At 60.0% G+C, this 19,336-nt stretch carries 18 protein-coding genes, 1 rRNA gene and 1 other RNA gene; 8 read left to right on the top strand and 12 right to left on the bottom strand.

The genetic code is table 11. From position 1 onward, the window contains the following. Positions 1-159: 159 nt before the first annotated feature. Positions 160-1,692, bottom strand: a 16S ribosomal RNA gene (locus tag R5M92_RS00205). 537 nt (positions 1,693-2,229) lie between these two features. Here R5M92_RS00205 and pyrB point away from each other — a divergent pair. Then, positions 2,230-3,255 (top strand): aspartate carbamoyltransferase, encoded by a 1,026-nt coding sequence (gene pyrB / locus R5M92_RS00200; RefSeq protein ID WP_346797007.1) that lies wholly within the window; start codon positions 2,230-2,232, stop codon positions 3,253-3,255. A 39-nt stretch (positions 3,256-3,294) separates the two neighbouring features. Here the strand turns inward: pyrB and ruvX are convergent, their stop codons facing one another. The 4 genes from ruvX to R5M92_RS00180 all read right to left on the bottom strand — a co-directional run bounded on the left by ruvX (position 3,295) and on the right by R5M92_RS00180 (position 6,173). Then, positions 3,295-3,750, bottom strand: coding sequence for a Holliday junction resolvase RuvX (gene ruvX / locus R5M92_RS00195; protein WP_346797006.1), 456 nt, complete (start codon positions 3,748-3,750; stop codon positions 3,295-3,297). Continuing rightward, a complete protein-coding gene (locus R5M92_RS00190; RefSeq protein ID WP_346797005.1) occupies positions 3,750-4,307 on the bottom strand; it encodes a YqgE/AlgH family protein in 558 nt (185 codons plus the stop codon). Before R5M92_RS00190 ends, ruvX begins: the two co-directional genes overlap by 1 nt. Positions 4,308-4,403: 96 nt before the next feature. Continuing rightward, the gene (gene gshB / locus R5M92_RS00185; RefSeq protein WP_346797004.1) at positions 4,404-5,360 is read right to left on the bottom strand and encodes a glutathione synthase; all 957 of its coding nucleotides are present in this window, start codon (positions 5,358-5,360) and stop codon (positions 4,404-4,406) included. A 75-nt stretch (positions 5,361-5,435) separates the two neighbouring features. Beyond that, complete coding sequence (locus R5M92_RS00180; RefSeq protein ID WP_346797003.1) at positions 5,436-6,173, bottom strand: S1 RNA-binding domain-containing protein; 738 nt, start codon at positions 6,171-6,173, stop codon at positions 5,436-5,438. A gap of 133 nt (positions 6,174-6,306) precedes the next feature. Here R5M92_RS00180 and R5M92_RS00175 point away from each other — a divergent pair, with 133 nt between their 5' ends. After that, positions 6,307-6,744 carry a VOC family protein gene (locus tag R5M92_RS00175; protein WP_346797002.1) on the top strand — a complete coding sequence of 146 codons (438 nt, stop codon included), beginning with the start codon at positions 6,307-6,309 and terminating at the stop codon, positions 6,742-6,744. A 56-nt stretch (positions 6,745-6,800) separates the two neighbouring features. Here R5M92_RS00175 and R5M92_RS00170 read toward each other — a convergent pair whose 3' ends face one another. The 3 genes from R5M92_RS00170 to R5M92_RS00160 form a co-directional block, all read right to left on the bottom strand. After that, positions 6,801-7,526 (bottom strand): 16S rRNA (uracil(1498)-N(3))-methyltransferase, encoded by a 726-nt coding sequence (locus tag R5M92_RS00170; RefSeq protein ID WP_346797001.1) that lies wholly within the window; start codon positions 7,524-7,526, stop codon positions 6,801-6,803. A gap of 43 nt (positions 7,527-7,569) precedes the next feature. Next, complete coding sequence (gene secB / locus R5M92_RS00165) at positions 7,570-8,076, bottom strand: protein-export chaperone SecB (RefSeq protein ID WP_346797000.1); 507 nt, start codon at positions 8,074-8,076, stop codon at positions 7,570-7,572. 91 nt (positions 8,077-8,167) lie between these two features. Then, on the bottom strand, positions 8,168-8,590 hold the full coding sequence (locus R5M92_RS00160; RefSeq protein WP_346796999.1) for a rhodanese-like domain-containing protein: 423 nt from the start codon (positions 8,588-8,590) through the stop codon (positions 8,168-8,170). A 207-nt stretch (positions 8,591-8,797) separates the two neighbouring features. Here R5M92_RS00160 and gpmI point away from each other — a divergent pair, with 207 nt between their 5' ends. The 3 genes from gpmI (at position 8,798) to R5M92_RS00145 (ending at position 12,986) form a co-directional block, all read left to right on the top strand. Continuing rightward, positions 8,798-10,363, top strand: coding sequence for a 2,3-bisphosphoglycerate-independent phosphoglycerate mutase (gene gpmI / locus R5M92_RS00155; protein WP_346796998.1), 1,566 nt, complete (start codon positions 8,798-8,800; stop codon positions 10,361-10,363). 74 nt (positions 10,364-10,437) lie between these two features. Then, positions 10,438-11,562 carry a murein hydrolase activator EnvC family protein gene (locus tag R5M92_RS00150; protein ID WP_346796997.1) on the top strand — a complete coding sequence of 375 codons (1,125 nt, stop codon included), beginning with the start codon at positions 10,438-10,440 and terminating at the stop codon, positions 11,560-11,562. A 134-nt stretch (positions 11,563-11,696) separates the two neighbouring features. Continuing rightward, entirely contained in the window at positions 11,697-12,986 is a 1,290-nt protein-coding gene (locus tag R5M92_RS00145) for a S41 family peptidase (RefSeq protein WP_346796996.1), read from the top strand. 20 nt (positions 12,987-13,006) lie between these two features. Here the strand turns inward: R5M92_RS00145 and R5M92_RS00140 are convergent, their stop codons facing one another. The 4 genes from R5M92_RS00140 to R5M92_RS00125 all read right to left on the bottom strand — a co-directional run bounded on the left by R5M92_RS00140 (position 13,007) and on the right by R5M92_RS00125 (position 17,550). Further along, on the bottom strand, positions 13,007-14,278 hold the full coding sequence (locus tag R5M92_RS00140) for a UbiH/UbiF/VisC/COQ6 family ubiquinone biosynthesis hydroxylase (protein WP_346796995.1): 1,272 nt from the start codon (positions 14,276-14,278) through the stop codon (positions 13,007-13,009). 30 nt (positions 14,279-14,308) lie between these two features. After that, entirely contained in the window at positions 14,309-15,529 is a 1,221-nt protein-coding gene (ubiH, locus tag R5M92_RS00135; protein ID WP_346796994.1) for a 2-octaprenyl-6-methoxyphenyl hydroxylase, read from the bottom strand. Positions 15,530-15,606: 77 nt separating this feature from the next. After that, on the bottom strand, positions 15,607-16,947 hold the full coding sequence (pepP, locus tag R5M92_RS00130) for a Xaa-Pro aminopeptidase (RefSeq protein ID WP_346796993.1): 1,341 nt from the start codon (positions 16,945-16,947) through the stop codon (positions 15,607-15,609). Positions 16,948-16,974: 27 nt separating this feature from the next. Further along, the gene (locus tag R5M92_RS00125) at positions 16,975-17,550 is read right to left on the bottom strand and encodes a YecA family protein (RefSeq protein WP_346796992.1); all 576 of its coding nucleotides are present in this window, start codon (positions 17,548-17,550) and stop codon (positions 16,975-16,977) included. Between the two features lie 140 nt (positions 17,551-17,690). Here R5M92_RS00125 and R5M92_RS00120 point away from each other — a divergent pair, with 140 nt between their 5' ends. From R5M92_RS00120 to R5M92_RS00110, 3 genes are all read left to right on the top strand, one after another. Next, positions 17,691-17,990 (top strand): cell division protein ZapA, encoded by a 300-nt coding sequence (locus R5M92_RS00120; protein ID WP_346796991.1) that lies wholly within the window; start codon positions 17,691-17,693, stop codon positions 17,988-17,990. Positions 17,991-18,031: 41 nt separating this feature from the next. Continuing rightward, positions 18,032-18,216: non-coding RNA, 6S RNA (gene ssrS / locus R5M92_RS00115), on the top strand. A 1-nt stretch (position 18,217) separates the two neighbouring features. After that, entirely contained in the window at positions 18,218-18,901 is a 684-nt protein-coding gene (locus R5M92_RS00110; protein WP_346796990.1) for a 5-formyltetrahydrofolate cyclo-ligase, read from the top strand. Positions 18,902-19,336: the final 435 nt, after the last annotated feature.

Here is a 19,336-nt window from a genome sequence, read left to right as displayed (position 1 = left end):
ATAAGGGTTCTTTCACGTTGAAAAAAGGAGAATATCTTTAAAAGACTTTTCTTTTTTCTTTTTAACGTGAGAAGAGCAAAACCCCTTATCACTGCGTATCAACAGCATTCTGATCAGGTAATTCATTGTGAGCGCTTGCCGCGAGGATGACGCATCGTTTAAGGAGGTGATCCAGCCGCAGGTTCCCCTACGGCTACCTTGTTACGACTTCACCCCAGTCATGAACCACACCGTGGTGATCGCCCTCTTGCGTTAGGCTAACCACTTCTGGTGCAGTCCACTCCCATGGTGTGACGGGCGGTGTGTACAAGGCCCGGGAACGTATTCACCGTAGCATTCTGATCTACGATTACTAGCGATTCCGACTTCACGGAGTCGAGTTGCAGACTCCGATCCGGACTGAGACCGGCTTTTCGGGATTGGCTGACTCTCGCGAGCTCGCAACCCTTTGTACCGGCCATTGTAGCACGTGTGTAGCCCTACCCGTAAGGGCCATGATGACTTGACGTCGTCCCCACCTTCCTCCGGTTTGTCACCGGCAGTCTCCTTAGAGTTCCCGCCATTACGCGCTGGCAAATAAGGACAAGGGTTGCGCTCGTTACGGGACTTAACCCAACATTTCACAACACGAGCTGACGACAGCCATGCAGCACCTGTCTCTGCGTTCCCGAAGGCACCCCGGAATCTCTTCCGGGTTCGCAGGATGTCAAGGGTAGGTAAGGTTCTTCGCGTTGCATCGAATTAAACCACATGCTCCACCGCTTGTGCGGGCCCCCGTCAATTCATTTGAGTTTTAACCTTGCGGCCGTACTCCCCAGGCGGTCGACTTATCGCGTTAACTTCGCCACAAAGTGCTCAAGGCACCCAACGGCTGGTCGACATCGTTTACGGCGTGGACTACCAGGGTATCTAATCCTGTTTGCTACCCACGCTTTCGCACCTCAGCGTCAGTGTCAGTCCAGAAGGCCGCCTTCGCCACTGGTATTCCTCCCGATCTCTACGCATTTCACCGCTACACCGGGAATTCTACCTTCCTCTCCTGCACTCTAGCGTGACAGTTCCGGATGCCGTTCCCAGGTTGAGCCCGGGGCTTTCACAACCGGCTTATCACGCCGCCTACGCGCGCTTTACGCCCAGTAATTCCGATTAACGCTTGCACCCTCCGTATTACCGCGGCTGCTGGCACGGAGTTAGCCGGTGCTTCTTCTGCGAGTGATGTCTTTCCTCCGGGGTATTAACCCGAAGGCGTTCTTCCTCGCTGAAAGTGCTTTACAACCCGAGGGCCTTCTTCACACACGCGGCATGGCTGGATCAGGGTTGCCCCCATTGTCCAATATTCCCCACTGCTGCCTCCCGTAGGAGTTCGGGCCGTGTCTCAGTCCCGATGTGGCTGATCATCCTCTCAGACCAGCTACGGATCGTCGCCTTGGTGAGCCTTTACCTCACCAACCAGCTAATCCGGCATAGGCTCATCCGATAGCGGGAGCCGAAGCCCCCTTTCTCCCGTAGGACGTATGCGGTATTAGCCTGGGTTTCCCCAGGTTATCCCCCACTACCGGGCAGATTCCTATGCATTACTCACCCGTCCGCCGCTCGTCAGCGGGAAGCAAGCTTCCCCTGTTACCGCTCGACTTGCATGTGTTAGGCCTGCCGCCAGCGTTCAATCTGAGCCATGATCAAACTCTTCAGTTTACAATCATTGCGGTTCTTGCTCTCCCGAAGGAGAAAGCGAACCAATCTTGGCTCAAGGTTTCAAACGAATTCAGTCTTAGGCCGAAGCCTTTGACGAGTCGCTTGCCTTGATAATAGGTGATTTGTCACCCTCATCGACAAGCGCCCACATGAATTACCTGATCAAATTGTTAAAGAGCTGTTTCGCTGCTGAACTTCAAGAGAAGTCACTGGCTTGCCGTTGAACTGGCTTGCCTCAGCGAGGAAAGCGCATTCTACGCATTTCCGGGTGATTGTCAACCGCTGATGTCAGCGCGTGAAGCGAGAGAGCAAAACTTCGCTAACCTCCTGACAATCCGAAGGTTTTCACCTTCATCCACCGCTGGAAACGCTTGGCGTCCCCGGCAGCGGTTGCGTACTTTACGGATTCACAGCGGAGTTGGCAAGGGGTTTGTAAGAAAGTTTCCTTTGGGTTGCCCGCCGATGCTCGAAAGAGGTTCGGTGGAGCTTCTTCTCGCGGTTACACTAGCGCCGTCCATCCTAACGTTGAGGCCTGCGATGAATTCCCATCTACTTTCCGTCGACTCCTTGAGCCGCGACAGTGTCGACCATCTCTTGCGCGTTGCGTCACGCATGGAACCTGTTGCCCAGCGTCGCCAGGTCACCCGTGTGCTGGAAGGAGCGGTACTCGGCAACCTGTTCTTCGAGGCGAGTACCCGGACTCGAGTGAGCTTCAATGCGGCATTCTGCCGGTTAGGCGGCAGTGTATGCGACACCACGGGCTTTACTTTCTCGTCCATGGCCAAGGGTGAATCGCTTTATGACACCAGCCGAGTCATGAGCGGGTACTGCGATGCCATCGTAATGCGTCATCCCGACCAGGGCTCGGTGGCGGAGTTTGCCGCAGCGACGAACGTGCCGGTAATCAACGGCGGCGATGGGCCGGGAGAACATCCCAGCCAGGCCTTGCTGGACCTCTATACCATCGACAAGGAATTTCAGCGTTTAGGCAAGTCACTCGCTGGTGCGCATATTCTGCTGACCGGCGACCTCAAGTACGGCCGCACGGTTCATTCGTTGATCAAGCTGCTCTCTCTCTACGATCCGCTGCGCATCACTCTGGTATCGCCGCCTGGGCTGGAGATGCCCTCGACGCTGACCAACCTGGTGGCATCGCGCGGCCACCGCATTGAACAGCGCGACTCTTTGGCCTGCGACTTCTCGGATTTAGACGTGGTCTATACCACTCGCATTCAGAAAGAGCGCTTTACCGACGAGATGAACGAGAGCTTTCAGGGGCTTTCCAATGATTTCATGGTCAACAGGGACTTCCTCGACCAGCGCTGCAGTGACAGCACCATTGTCATGCACCCCTTGCCACGCGATAGCCGCCCCGGTGCCAACGACCTGAATGTCGACCTGAACGGCGATCCACGCCTGGCGATATTTCGCCAGACCGACAATGGTATTCCGATGCGGATGGCGATTTTCGCCACATTATTGAAGGTCGATGAGCTGATCGAGAAAGACTTGCAGCCAGTACGCTGGTTTGTGCCGGAGCGTATCGGCGTGCTGGATCGCTGAGGGCAATCGTCGACACCCATAGGCGAGAAATAATATGAATCAGGAGGAGGTTCGCGCCCCTGGCAAGCCTTCGCAGTGGGCGAACCAACCTTCGAGGATCAATACCGCGGCAATGCCGTCCACGCTTTGTGCCCGATAATTGCCGCTATGCCCCGCCTCACGCGCGATGGATTTGGCTTCCCGGGTGGAACCACGTTCATCCACCATGGTGCAGGGCTTGCCGTAGCGCCCGTGCAGGCGATTGCCGAACTTGCGAGCGCGCTTGCTCATTTCCGATTCGCTGCCATCCATGTTGATGGGCAGGCCCACCACGAACAGGTCCGGCTGCCACTCATCAACCAGGCGCGTGACGACTTGCCAGTCAGGGATGCCATCGCGCGCGGTGAGTGGCGTCAATTCCCGGGCGCTGTGCAACATTTCATTGCCTACCGCCACGCCGATACGGCGGGTGCCGAAATCAAAGGCCAATACCAGGCGCTGCCCGACCTGCGCCATCAAGCGTGGCCCGCATCGCGGGTCATCAAGTTGAGATCGACCCCGAGGATGGCGGCAGCGCCAGTGAGCCGCTCCGCCGGCGGAACATCGAAGAGTACGTCAGCCCGACCCTGTACCGTCAGCCATGTATTTTCCTTGAGTTCCTCTTCCAGATGCCCAGCCTCCCAGCCGGCGCAACCCAGGCAAACCAGAAAATGCTCCGGCCCCCGGCCTTCGGCCAGGGCTTGCAGCATGTCCATCGAAGTCGTGAGGGCGATCTCGGGCGTGACCTGGATACTCGAATCCCATGCATCGCTACTGCCCCGATGCAGGATGAATCCGCGGTCCTTGTGCATGGGGCCGCCGTAATATACCGGCGTGTCACGGTGCGGGCTGCGTTCGCCACCAAGCTCGAGTTGGTCGAACAACGCCTCGAGGGTGATCTCCATCGGGCGATTGACGATAACGCCCATGCTGCCGTTATCGTCATGATCACATAGATAGGCGAGGCTGGCGGAAAAATTGGGATCTTCCAGGTGCGGCATCGCCAAAAGGAAATGATCTTTCAAACTTTGCATGAGACTCCCGGCGTTCAGAACCAGCCTGACGCTCAGTCTAGTGTATGCCCGGCCAGAAGAAAGCACGGTTCCGGGCACGGTTATGGTGTCGTTGCGTTAGGCGAGACGCCGTTCTATGGCATCCATGAGCAGGCCGGCAATATCGGTGCCGCGCTGGTCATCGATTTCACGTACGCAGGTGGGACTGGTGACGTTGATTTCGGTGATGTAGTCACCGATGACATCCAGACCGACGAACATCAGGCCTTTTTCACGAATCATCGGCTGTACCTGCTTGACCAGCCAGTGATCGCGGGCAGTCAATTCACGAGTGACGCCGCGTCCTCCTGCGGCAAGGTTGCCCCGCGTCTCACCGGCGGAAGGTATACGTGCCAGGCCGAAAGGAACCGGTTCTCCTTCCACCAGAAGAATGCGCGTATCGCCATCCTTGATCGCGGGAAGATAGCGTTGTGCCATGATCTGCCGGCGGCCACGTAACGTCAGCTCTTCGATTACCGCACCCAGATTGCGACCATCCGGACCTATATGAAAGATTCCGCTACCGCCCATGCCATCCAGCGGCTTGAAGATCACATCGCCGTGTTCCGCGTGGAAGGTGCGCAACACATCCGCCCGGCTAGCCACCAGGGTCGGTGCGCAACACTGGGGGAACTGCTGGGCAAACAACTTTTCGTTGCAGGTAAGCAGCGCTGAGGTGGGGTTGACCACCAAAACGCCTTCGCGTTCGGCAAACCCGAGCAGATGGACCGCATTGGTGAAATCGACATCCACCGGCGGGTCCTTGCGCATGAGGACCACATCCAGCTCCGCCAGCGGCCGGGCATCGGCTTCCCCCAGTTCATACCAGTGAGAGGGATCTCGGTAGACGGTCAATGGAGACATGCGAGCATAGGCCTGCCCGGCATTCAGGAACAGATCTTCCTGTTCCATGTAATAGAGCGAGTAGCCACGATCCTGGGCGGCCCACAGCATGGCCAAGGTAGTATCTTTCTTGTAGGCGAGGTCGGCGATAGTATCCATTACCACGCCAATCTTGAGGCTGGGTCGGCTCATTGGGGCACTCTTATCCGGCGTTAGTGACAGGCTGCAGTATGCCGCAGGCCTGAGCTAGCTCCAACCGACAGGCGTTTAATCCGTCTCGTTAAGCGGCGCCAGGCGGATGGCATTGGGCTCCAGGGTAATCAGGCGCTGCTTGTAGAGCCGTCCGATCGCCTGCTTGAACGCGCTCTTGCTCACGCCCAACCGCGTCTTGATCTCGGTGGCAGAACTCTTGTCTCCTAGAGGCAGGTAGCCACCGCTGAGGCGCAGCGCCTCGAGTATTTTCTCGCCCACGACATCCAGTCGCGCAGACCCCGGAGGAAGTAACGAGATATTCAGCCTTCCGTCTTCACGGCGCTGTTTCACGTAACCGGTAAGCATTTGTCCACGGCGTAGCGGCTGGGTGACGTCATCTTGGTAAACGAGCCCCCAGTAGCGGTCATTGACCACCACCTTCAAGCCCAGATCCGTTCTATCCGCCACGATCAAGCCGACTTCCTCGCCGCTTTCCAGAGCCCAGGCGTCATCGGAGAGGAAGCGATCCAGACGCATGGTCGCCACGGGGCGCCCCTGGTCGTCTTCATAGATCATGACCAGCACCCGCTTGCCGGGATCGGGACGAAAGCGCTGTTCGCTATAGGGCAACAACAGTTCCTTGGGCTGGCCCCAGTCCAGGAAGGCTCCCGTATCGTTCACGGTGGTCACCTTCAGATAGGCCACCTTGCCGGGTTGTATCGCGGCGGCAAGCCCGCCAGTACCGGAGCCAGTACCTGTGCCCGTACCAGGGTCGGCAGTAGCGGGAAAAGCGCGGCGAGATTCACGAGTCATAGTCGATAACCTGAAGGTAATAGCGTTACATTATGGAGCTTAGCCGCGTAACGACAAAGTTTAAGATCTCCAACGGAATCATCTATTCTCGATGTATGCTGAACCGTCATCCTACTCATCGAAAGGAGCTACCATGAGCGTATCCGATCCATTTCATCTTGCTGTGCAAGTACGTGATATCGATGAAGCCCGTCGTTTCTATGGGGATTTCCTCGGCTGCCCGGAAGGCCGTTCCTCGGAAAGCTGGGTGGATTTCAATCTTTATGGGCACCAGTTCGTCTGTCACTTGAACCCCGCGCTGATGGAGGCGCCCGCCGCGAGCCACAAGAATCCCGTCGACGGCCATGGCGTTCCGGTGCCTCATTTTGGTGTGGTGCTGGAAATGCCCGCCTGGGAAGCGCTTGCGCAAAAGCTGCGCGACAACGATGTGGCCTTCGAGATAGCGCCCTACATACGCTTCAAGGGTGAGCCCGGCGAGCAGGCCACCATGTTCTTCTACGATCCCTCGGGCAATGCTCTGGAGTTCAAGGCATTCAAGAACCGTGACGAGCAGTTGTTCAAGAAAGGTTGAGATCGAGGCTTAAACAAGACCTATCAACCGCAGGACCTATAAACCGCCGAACGAACCTATAAATCACCGAAATAGTGCTGCAGCAACGAGAGTGCCACCACGGGAGCGGTCTCGGTGCGCAGGATACGCGGACCGAGGGTCAACGGCTGGAAGCCGGCGGTTGCGGCCAGAGCAACTTCGCGGTCGGAAATGCCCCCTTCGGGGCCAATCAACAAGGCGGCATCCGCGGATGAATACGTCATTTGCAACGCATTCTGCGTGGCGGGATGCAATATCAGCCGCAGGCTCTCCTCTCGCGCGTCGAGCCAGTCGGCCAAGGGTCGAGGGGTGTAGACGGTCGGCACGATGGCCCGCCCGCACTGCTCGCAGGCGCTGATGGCCACGGCTTGCCAATGGCCGAGCTTCTTGGCTTCCCGTTCACCCTTGAGACGAACGTCGCCGTGCTCGGTATACAACGGCGTGATCGCGGCCACTCCCAGTTCCACGGCTTTCTGGATGGCGTAATCCATGCGATCCCCCTTGGAGATCGCCTGACCCAGATGTACTGCCAAGGGCGACGCCGGCTGGCCATCCCAGACGCTTGCCAGCCTGACGACTACCTCCTTGCGTCCGGCCGCCACCAATAACCCGCCCGCTTCCCGGCCGCGCCCGTCGAACAGGACGACGGGCGCGCCTTCGCCCATGCGCAACACACGGGTCAGATGATGCGCTGGAGCGTCGGGCAATACCACATCACTATCGGGCGTTAACGGAGCAGCCGCATCTACATAGAGACGCGGCATCTTGCCGTGCCGCTCATACCATTCAGCGCAAGTGAGCATTAACTTACTGGGTCTGCCCGGACTGCTGAGCCTGTGCTTCGCGCTGCTTGCGCTGGGCATACATGGCTTCGAAATTGACCGGTGCCAGCATCAGCGGGGGGAAACCACCGCGATTGACCAGGTTGTCCACGCATTCGCGAGCGTAGGGGAACAGCAGGTTGGGACAGAAAGCACCCAGCGTCTGGTCCAGTTGCGCGCCTTCGATACCCGAAATGCGGAACAGGCCGGCCTGCTCGATTTCCGCCAGGAATGAGGTAACGCCGCTTTCGTTGTCCGTCACCTGGGCCGTCACCTTGACCACTACTTCATACAGGTTTTCCTCGACCTGCTGGCTGGAGGTGTTCAGGTCCAGATTGACCTTGGGCTTGAAGGCCTTCTGGAACACCGACGGCGAATTCGGCGACTCGAAGGAAATATCCTTGACGTAAATCCGCTGCAGCGAAAACTTGAGTTGCGGCTTTTCGCCTTCTGCAGCTTGTGCACCAGCATTGGGAGTGGTGTCTTCCGCCATGGGAGTCTCCTTGTTTTAAGCTTTGAAGTTTACGTTTCGAGAAGTTGAGCTTTAGAAAATAAAGCAATGAAGCGTTTGCGTAAGCGCCGGTCTACTTCCTGACGACGGGCAACCCGTCGGCTTGCCACTGCGCCATGCCACCTTTGAGTTTTTGGACACGCTCGAAGCCGGCCTTGGCCAGCTTGGCCTGGGCGGCTCCCGCGCTCTGCCCGTGCTTGCAAACAATGATGACGGGGTGAGTCTTGTACTTGTCCAGCTCGTTCATTCGGCTATCCAGATTGCTCTGGGGAATGTTGCGAGCACCGGCGATATGGCCGGTCTTGAACTCCTTGGCTTCGCGGATGTCGACGATTACCGCGTCCTCGCGGTTGATCAGTTGCGTGGCCTGGGAGGAAGTCACGGCGTTTACCGCGCCGGTGCGGACCTCATACGCCACCCAAGCGGCCAATACCACCAGGAAGGCACCCACCAGCAGCGGGTGATTTTGTACGAATTCGAGCAGCTGATCGATCATCGCGGACACAATCTCTTAGTCAATGCGGGAAAAACGGCCGAGCCGAGAAGAAAAACGCGACAAGTATACACGCCACAGGCCTCGTCGAGCAGGCCCGTGCCATGACGACTGGCGGCTGCCTGCGTTATGATGCCCCAAGCCGACTCCAGTCGCGACCCCGATCCGCCCGATAGCCCGCAGCGGCTTGCCAACGATTCAGAGGCCTACATGGATACTTCCCTTCCCAAACGCCCCGTGGCACTGATCATTCTCGATGGTTACGGCCATAATCCGGACTCGGCGAACAATGCCGTGGCCGCTGCGCGCAAGCCCAACATGGACCGCTTGTGGGCCGAGCGTCCCCACGCGCTGGTGCATACCGACGGCCGCCATGTGGGGCTCCCGGAAGGACAAATGGGCAACTCGGAAGTCGGTCACATGAACCTGGGTGCCGGCCGTATCGTCTATCAGGACTTCACGCGCATTACCAAGGCGATAGAAGACGGCGACCTGGACGTCAACGAAGCCCTCGTCGGCGCGATCGACGCTGCCGTGGCCAAGGGCGGGGCCGTGCATCTGCTGGGGCTGCTGTCGCCCGGTGGCGTTCACAGTCATGAAGATCATTTTATCGCCGTGGCCGAGCTCGCCGCGCGTCGCGGCGCGCAGCGCATCTTCATTCATGCCTTCCTCGATGGCCGGGATACCGCGCCCCGAAGCGCTCGCCACTCCCTTGAACGTGCCAACGCGCGCCTGGCGGAGCTGGTCGGGGCGGACAACGGCTACATCGCCTCCGTCATCGGGCGGTTCTATGCCATGGATCGCGATAACCGCTGGGAGCGGGTGGAGCAGGCCTATCGCCTGCTGACCGAAGGCGAAGGGGATTTCCAGGCGCTGAGTGCCGAAACCGCGCTGAGCGACGCCTACGAACGCAATGAAACCGACGAGTTCGTCTCGGCCACCAGTATTCGTCCCTATGAGCAGCCGACACCGATCGCGGATGGCGATGCCGCCATCTTCATGAATTTTCGTGCCGACCGGGCCCGTGAGCTCACCCGCGCCTTCGTCGAATCCGATTTTTCCGGCTTTACTCGCAAGGTTCGCCCGGCCCTGGCCGGCAAGGGGTTGGTGATGATGACGCAATACGCCGCCGACATTCCCGCCCCGATCGCCTTTCCTCCCAGCGACCTCACCGACACCCTGGGCGAAGTGATGGAAAAACGCGGGCTCACCCAGCTACGCATCGCCGAAACCGAAAAGTACCCCCATGTGACGTTTTTCTTCTCCGGGGGACGTGAAGATGAGTTCGAAGGGGAGACACGTATTCTGTTGCCCTCGCCGAAAGACGTGCGCACCTACGATGAAAAGCCCGAGATGAGTGCGTTCGAGGTGACCGACAAGCTGGTTGAAGCCATCGAAGGCGGCGGGTTCGACCTGATCGTGTGCAACTACGCCAACGGTGACATGGTTGGCCATAGCGGCGACTTCGACGCTGCCGTCAAGGCCATTGAAACCGTCGATACCTGCGTGGGCCGGGTCGTCGAGGCCATCGAACGTGCGGGTGGCGCCTGCCTGGTCACCGCCGACCACGGCAATGCCGAAATGATGGTGAATCCCGAAACCGGTGCACCGCAAACCGCGCACACCACGTTCCAGGTGCCGTTGATTTATGTCGGCACTCGCGATGCCACCCTTGAAGATGGCCGGCTTTGCGACCTGGCGCCCACGCTGCTGGAGATCATGGAACAACCCATACCGGAAGCTATGAGTGGGAAATCGCTGATCCACATGCAGTGAGTATCATGCGCGAGCGACTCCCCCGGCCACCACGAGGTCGCTGGTGGCGCGTACCATGGTTGGTGCTACTAATAATGGCGGCTCTGCCGATGACGATAATGGCATGGCCGGCAATTGGCCTCGCCGCCACTGACGAAGCCGCCGCGCAGCGCCAGTTGGATGCCATCGGCAAAGAAATCCAGGCCGCGTCCCAACGCCTGGCCGATACCGGCGATGCCCGCGACAGTGCCGGGCGCGAACTGCGCGAGGTGGAAACCGCCCTGGCGGAGATCCACCAACGCCTGGATGCCTTACAAGCGGAACGCGGTCAGCTCGAAGACGAAACCACCCGCCTAACGGCTCATCGCCAGCGGCTGGAGGCGGAGCGCCACGCGCAATACGCGGCACTCTCCGCCCAGCTCGAAGCCTTGTATCGCCTTGGCCCCACGCCGCAATTGAAGCTGCTGCTCAACCAGGACGATCCTGCCGAGCTGGATCGCATGCAAGCCTATCTCAACCGGCTGACCCAGGCGCGCAACAAGCGGCTGGCCGATATCGCCCAACTGGACGATGCGCTTGCGCAAACCGCGCGGGAGCTTGCCCAGCGTCGCCAACGGCTGGACGAAGTGACAGTCGAGCTCGAAGGTGAAGGCGCCCGCCTGGCCAAGCGCATGGACGAGCGCCGCCAGCTGCTGGCCAAGCTGGATCAGCGCTACACCACCGAGGAGGCACGGCTCGAATCGCTGAATCAGGATCGGGTACACGCGGAACGTACCTTGCGCGAGGTCCAGGCCGAGCTGGCCAAACTTGCCCAGCCCACGCCTTCCACGCAAATCCTGCGTACCCAGGGGGAACTGCCATGGCCGGTGCAAGGTAATATCACCGCGGCGTTTCGGCGCAGTGACGGGGTGCATGCCAACGGCATCGTCATCCAGGCAGCCGCCGGTACGCCGGTTACGGCGGTGCATTCCGGCCGCGTGGTGTTCGCGGATTGGATGCGCGGTTTCGGCAATCTGCTGATCATCGACCACGGCGACCAGATAATGACGCTGCATGCCCACTTGCAACGATTCTCGGCCCGTCCCGGTCAGGCTATCGAACGGGGCGATGAGCTGGGACGAGTCGGAGATAGCGGCGGTCAGACGAATGCCGCGCTATATTTCGAGGTCCGCCGGGGCGGCGAGCCGATCAATCCGCAACGCTGGATCGCCGGAAGATAGCTGTTAGACGTCATCTGCCTCGCCCCTCGCTTTTTACAGGCTTTCCCCGCAAGCCACTCACGGGATAAGCTGGAGTCAACTAACCTGGTTCAAAGCACGCTGTGCTGCGCTACCTATTGCCTCGCGGAGTCTGCATGACGCTACCTGCCTCAACCCTACCAGCCCCCGCCAAACGCATGTTGGCCACGCTGTTTCCGCTTGCTCTGCTGGCCGCCCCGCTCCCCGGGCTCGCCCAGTCCGACGCGGATGCACTGCCGCTGGAGGATATCCAGACCTTCGCCGAGGTCTTCGAACGCATCAAACGTGCCTATGTCGAGGAAGTCGATGATCGCTCCTTGTTACGCAATGCCATGCGCGGCATGCTCAGCGAACTCGACCCCCATTCGGCTTATCTGGATGCCGAGGAATACCAGAGCCTGCGCGAATCGACCCAGGGCGAATTCGGCGGAATCGGCATCGAAGTAGGCACGGAAAACAACCAGTTGATGGTGATCACGCCGATCGATGACACCCCCGCCTCGCGTGCCGGGTTGCAATCCCGCGATGTCATTCTCAGTGTCGAAGGTACCCCGACCGACAGCCTCTCCCTGCAGGAAGCGGTCACTCTCATGCGCGGAGAACCGGGCACCCAGTTGCGCCTGACCATTCTGCGCAGCGGGGAGGAGTCGCCGCGCGAAATCACGCTCACCCGCGAGATCATTCGCAGCGAAAGCGTCAAGCATGAGCTGCTGGAACCCGGCTATGGCTACCTGCGCATCAGCCAGTTCCAGTCGCGCACCCCGGAGCAGGCGCGCCGAGCCCTCGAGCGCCTGGCCAGGGAGGCTCCTCTGGAAGGCCTGGTGCTGGACTTGCGCAACAACCCCGGCGGTGTCCTCCAAGCCGCCGTGGAAGTCGCCGATATCTTTCTCGACGAGGGCTTGATCGTCTACACCGAAGGACGCTTGAGCGACACCCAGATGGAGTTTTCCGCGACACCCTCCACCCAGGCGCCCGACGTGCCGTTGGTGATTCTGATCAACAGCGGCAGTGCTTCCGCGGCTGAAATCGTGGCCGGCGCCCTACAGGATCAACGACGCGGTGTGGTGATGGGTACCGACAGCTTCGGCAAAGGCTCTGTGCAGCAGGTCATGCCACTGGAAAACGGCGAAGGGCTCAAGCTGACCACCGCACTCTACTACACGCCCAATGGACGCTCGATCCAGGCCCAGGGTATCGAGCCGGACGTTGAAGTCGTTCGCGGCCGGCTGGAAGTGGCGGAAAGAAGCCGCGAACTGCGCGAAGCCGACCTGGAAGGCCATTTGAGCGCTCAGCAGGCGCCGCGCGACCGCCAGGAAACCAACCAGCGGCTGCGCGATGACTATCAACTCAGCGAAGCGCTCAACCTGCTCAAGGCCCTCAACGTCGTCGATCGGCGACGGCGTTGAGAAGCACTCTCATCACGGGCTCAGCGACAGCTATGGGGCAAACGGCCGCGCTCACCGGTGGCTTGTCGCATCAATAGTCGCTTGAGAGGCGTCATCAGGTTGACGCCGTTCATGCCCAGGTTACGCATCAGGGTAAGACCGGGTTGGCGCGCACCGAATAGCTGCTTGAAGCCCATCATCAGCGCCAGCATGGCGCTGTTGTCGCCACGCCGCCGGCGCTCGTAACGGGTCAGGATACGGCTATCGCCCCACTTCGCTCCGCGCTTCCAGGCCAGGGTCACTTCTTCTGCCAGTACCGCGGCGTCCATCAAGCCCAGGTTCACTCCTTGCCCGGCCAGCGGGTGGATGCTGTGTGCCGCATCTCCCACCAAAGCCAGGCCTGGCTGTACGTAGTGCCTGGCGTGGCGCTGAATCAACGGGTAGCGGTATGCCTCGTCGCACACCTCCACCGCCCCCAGGCGAAATGCAAAGGCATCGGCCAGCGCAGCGCCCAATGCCTGACGCGACATGCCGCACAAGGCTTCGGCCCGCTCGGCGGACACCGACCACACGATCGAACAGTAGTGGTCGTCGCCGGCAACCGTCAGAGGCAGAAACGCCAGCGGCGATCCCGCCGTGAATACCTGCCTCGCGACCTCGCCGTGGGCCTGCTCGCAGCGTACCGTGGTTACCACGGCATGCTGGCCGGTATCCTGTGCACTTACCGTAATGCCCGCCATCTCCCTCAACGCCGAGTGGGCACCATCCGCCGCCACCACCAGAGGCGCCTCCAGCCGGCGACCATCCGCGAGTTGCAGCCGATGGCCATGAACGCTCTTTTCCAGCGCCGTCACACGCGTGCCGTAATAGGCGGTAAAACCGCCACAGCTCGGCAAAAGACTCTCCAGTGCCGCCTGGGTAAGTTCGTTCTCGACGATATGACCGAGTACCGGCATCCCCGCCTGGTCGGCGGAAAATCGGACTTCGCCGCTTCCCTCGCCATCCCATACCTGCATGAACCGATACGGAGTGACTCGCCGCTGTTGCATCAACTGCCAGGCGCCTAGGTGCGTCAACAACCGCTGGGAGACCGGCGTCAAGGCGCTCACCCGCGGCGCCGGATGCGCCTTGGCTACCTGGTCGAGACGCACTGGTGCGGGTCTTGTCTCGATCAATGCCACCCGCATGCCGGCCCGGCCCAGCAGCGCCACCAGCGCCGCGCCGACCATCCCGCCGCCCACCACGATCACCTCGTGCTTGTCCTCAATCGCGGCCGATGTACCCGGCGCGAAAGTCTCATTTCGCTGCGTCATGCGTACTCCTTGTCGACTCGATGCATGGCGTTATCGTTCAAGCCCCATGGCACGGCGCGCCAATCCCCGACGCAGGGGTCCCGCCAGATTCAACCCGACCAGCCCGGCCGCACGCACATGGGACAAAAGCGGATTTTCCACGGCAAATAGCCTAACCAGCCCATCACTGAAGCGGATGACATTATGACGGTCGCGGGCGCGACGTTGCTCGAAATCCTGCAAGGTAGCCATCGAGCCCAAGCCACGCGATTGTCGGGCACTGCTTTCAAGCGACTCCACCAGGTCCGTCACTCCACGCAGGGCCAGGTTGAAGCCCTGGCCGGCGACGGGATGCAAGGCGTGTGCGGCATTGCCCAGTACGGCCAAGCCGGGCCGAACCGGCTCCTGCGCCGTGACCAGCGAAAGGGGATAGGTGTGCCGCGAGCCCACCTTGACGAAGCGGCCGGCACGATCACCGAAGGCGCGTTGCAGTTGCTGCAGGAAGGCCCCCTCACCCAGCGCCATCAGCTCCTTTTCCTTGCCTCCCTGGTGGGTCCAGACAAGGCCCATTGCCTGGCCGGGCAAGGGTAGCAAGGCAATCGGCCCGTCATCGGTAAAGCGCTCGTAAGCCATGCCATCGTGCGGCCGGCTGACCGCTACATTGGCAATCAGCGCCGTCTGCCCGTAAGGCTTGTCGTGACTGCCGATTCCCAGTTGCTCCTTCAACCCGGAGCGTCCCCCATCGGCCAGCACCGTCAGGGCGGCGCTTAGCTCGCTACCATCCGAAAGGCGCAAATGGTGTCCCTCGGCTGTCGGGATAATGCTTTCCACCTGGGCGGGACAGTGCCACTCCAGCGCCAGGCTGGCCAGTCGCTCATGCAGCACCCGCCCCATCCAGGCATTGGGAATCACATGCCCCAGGGCCGCCACGCCGAGTTCAGCGGCGCTCAGGCGGGTCACGCCCAAGCGCCCTCGCTCGCTGATATGGATCTGCCTGATCGGTGCCGCTTCGTCAGCCATTTTCTGCCATACGCCCATGCGCTGGAAGCGTTGCGCCGAGCCTTCGGCAATGGCGCTGGCGCGGGCATCGAAACTGGGCTGCCACTCCCGCTGCGGTGTGGCGGGGATGGCCGCGGCTTCAACTACCGCCACTCGCCAACCGAAGCGCTGAATCAAGGGAGCCAGGGCGCACCCCAGGCTTGCCCCCACCAGCCCCCCGCCAACGATAGCGATATCCAATGCATCTGCTGTCGATGTTACCGCGTCTTTCATGGCCACCCCTGAGTCAAAACAGCGAGTTATTTCATAATGTAATTTACATAATAAATTTTGAGACTAACTTCATCTGACTACTTTTTAGCCATCAAGGCCTCGATTTCCGCCACCTGCTTGGGCACGGCCGACGTCAGCACCTCGTTTCCTGTCGAGGTGACCACGACGTCATCTTCGATACGAATGCCCATCCCACGAAATTCCTGAGGGATGTCGCTTTCGTCTGGCAGGTAGAGCCCCGGCTCCACCGTGACCACCATGCCCGGGGCCAACAAGCGGGGTGTATCCGCATCAAGGCGATATGTCCCCACATCGTGAACATCCAATCCCAACCAATGGGAAGTGGAGTGCAAGTAAAAACGCCGATATGCCTCGTCTTGAATTCGCGCCTCGAGCTCTCCTTCCAACAAGCCCAGCTCGATCAGTCCAGCGGTCAGCTCCTGCACGACGCCCGCATGGATATCGGCCAGGGAGATGCCGGGACGTACCGCTTGCACTGCCTGCTCCTGGGCTCGCAGCACCACCTCATATAGTGCCCGCTGGGCATCGTTGAAACGGCCAGTGACCGGGAAGGTACGGGTGATGTCACCGGCATAGAGTTCGAACTCCGCTCCGGCGTCGATCAGCACCAGATCGCCATTCTGGAGCGGGGAATTGTTTTCAATGTAGTGCAGCACACAGGCGTTCTCCCCGCTGCCCACGATCGTGCTGTAGGCAGGGCCGCTGCCGCCTTGGTAGACGAACTCGTGCTCGAGCTCGGCTTGTAACTGGTATTCGTGCATGCCCGGTCGTACCGCCTGCATGGCGCGCCGGTGAGCCCGAGCAGAAATGGCCGCCGCATGGCGCATCAAGGCAAGCTCGGCCTCGCTTTTCACCAATCGCTGCTCATGGATCAACGAGGCCACATCGACAAAGCCGCGCACCGCCGTTCCGACGCGTCGACGGTTGGCCTGGGCATGAGCGAACTGCGTCTCGGCCAGCGCCATCGCCTCGCCGTTCTCCAGTGGCAAGTACAATGTTTCGCAGCCCTGGAGCAGTTCCCTCAGCCGAGAGGAACGCTCGCTGTTTTCAAACGCCTGATCAACCTCGTGGACCTTCAGAGCACCTTCGGCCCCCAGACGCCTTCCCGTCCACGCTTCCAGCAGCGGATCACGGTCCTGGCAGAACAGGATGCTCTCCCCGGCGTCTCGTCCAGGTACAAGCACCAGCAAGGCATCGGGTTCGGTGCACCCGGTCAGGTAGTAAAAATCGCTATCCTGGCGAAAGGCGTATTCGCTGTCGCGCGAACGCGTGACCTGGGATGCTCCGGGAAGGAGTACTGCGGCACCAAGGGGCAACTGCGCCATCAAGACACGGCGGCGTTGGCGGTATTCGGCAGGCGCTACAGGCGCGGGGCGAGGAAGTATCTCGGCGAGCATGGTTTCTCCTGGCAGGGTCGCGATGGGTTAATGGAGCGAGACGTCGGATTGTTCTACCTGGGGCTGGCCGGGATGCTGCTCGGTATAGAGCAGCATGGCCGCCATGCGGGCATGCTCGGTAAGGGCGAACAGGTCGTTTTCGTTTTCCGGGCTGTCATCGATATCGGAGTCCATTGCAGCCAGTTCGTGCAGGTCGGCGACGGCTTCCTTGAGCGTTTCCGACCAGCGTGAACGGGTCTCGTCATCCGCCTCTTCCACCACTTCCAGAAAACCCAACGCCCACTCCTTGAGTGCGGTAGCTTGTTCACCCAAGGAGTAAAGCTCATCCGGCAGCACCGGCTCATAGGTCAACTCGCTGCCCGATAATGCCTCCAGCGTCTGGCGCCGCCACCCCAGCAGGCGCTCGGCACTGGCCGGGTCGCGTGGCTGTTCGACCCCCAGCCCCATGCATACGCTTTCCAGCCATGCTTGCGCGTCCAGGTCCTGAAGGGCCAGCAAGGCACACAGACGTCCATCGAGAAAGGCCGGCGATTGCATGCTGCCATGCAAGAGAAAAACATCAGCGATATCGGAAAAATCCTGTCGCTCATCAATCAATGACATACTGAAACTCCATTCGGACGGCGGCAAGGGTTGGCACCGCCGCGTTGACCGGTTGCAAGCAGCTCTCTTATAGTGAACCCTGATTGCTATTGTTGATGTTAACGCATCGGGCCACCGGCTGGCCCGCGCTGGAGCCTTTCATGAGTGACGCCAAGCGGCCTACCACCGAAATTACCTTGCTGGGTCGCGGTTACGTGATTGCCTGCGATCCAGGCGAGGAGGTCAAGCTGGAACGTGCCGCGCGCTATCTGGACCGCGCCATGCAAGGCATCCATTCCCAGCGCAAGGTGCTGGGCAACGAGCGAATCGCAATCATGGCGGCTCTCAACATCGCCCATGAACTTCTGGAAGCGCTGGATGAACGTCGTGCCGGTGAAGCCGACCTGAACCGCATGAGCGAACGACTGGAAAAAGCCCTCGCCACCACGCAGCGCAATTGACGCGGATTTTGGCAATACGCTCACCTCTGATAGGATGAAGGGGTTCCCTGGGGTGTTTGCCAGTCATTATAGTCCCTCGAGCCTATGCGCATTACCCAGGGGGCCAAATGCTAGCCAGGCCCGTGTGCATGTCCGTGCGACGGAAAGCCTGAAGGCCTGGCTGCGGCCACCCACCTTGAACCAATGGGTTCAAGGGCCAGAATGACAGCGGCACTCTGGGGAACACCTTGACGACCGACAAGACAGCTAGCTCCACGCCATTTCATGATCCTGAACTCGTTTCCACGGCGCCTGCCGAGGCTGCTCAGGACCCGCATGCCGAAGAAAAACGTCGATTACGCACGCAGTTACGCCGTCTTCGGCGCAACCTGACGGCTAGCCAGCAACACGAGGCCTCGCGACAGCTCTGTCGCCGCCTCAAACAGCTTCCCGAAGTTCGCCGCGCCCGGCGCATCAGCCTATACCTTCCCGTCGGGGGGGAAATCGACCCTACCCCATTGATTTCTTGGCTGAGACAGCGCAATGCCAGGGTCTATCTTCCCGTGCTGCGGCCATTTGCCGAAAACCACTTATGGCTGGTGGAGTATCGGCCCGACACACCGATGCGCAGAAACCGCTTCGGCATTCTCGAGCCATCCCGCCACTACAGCGCCAGACGCAGCAATCGTCTGCCCGCCTGGGCGCTCGACACCATGATTGTGCCTTTGGTCGGTTTTGATACAGAGGGCAACCGCATGGGGATGGGCGGAGGATTCTATGACCGGACCTTGGCCTTCACCCGCGTGCGTCGCCCCCGTCCTTGCCTGATCGGCGTCGCCCACAGCCTGCAGCAAGTGCCCCACTTACAACCGGCACCATGGGATATCTCTCTTCAAGCCATTGTCAGCGATCGCGATATCATTCGCCCCTGACGCCAGCCAATATTGGGAAATCAGTCTCTTGCTCGGCGATAGACAGAAAAAGGCCAGCCGGGAGAGCTGACCTTTTCAATAACTGATCGTCAATGACTACCACCACACCGGCTCGGGTCAACCCCCCGATAACGCCTGGGCATATCCTGTTGCCAATATCCCCAATGCGAACACCATCAGTAGCGCCATTATCAAATCAGGCTTTTTGCGCCTCATGCCACCTTCTCCACCACAGTTGAGCAACACCGCGATCATTAAAAAACCACTCAAGACATCGTGACGTCTTTACTAAATTACACTGACGACTATAGGGCTATAACAGGTCCCATGACAACAGCAGGAAAGCTTATTTCTCGTCCCGCTTATCTCGCGTCATGATCCGAATTATACATTGTGTGGCCTAGCGCATGGCGTTAGCAAGCGCTCACTCCCAAA

It is taken from the genome of Halomonas sp. Bachu 37, assembly GCF_039691755.1.
Classification (GTDB): domain Bacteria; phylum Pseudomonadota; class Gammaproteobacteria; order Pseudomonadales; family Halomonadaceae; genus Vreelandella; species Vreelandella kashgarensis.
The sequence above is the reverse complement of the archived record's forward strand: the minus strand, read 5'-3'. Positions and strand labels throughout refer to the sequence as shown.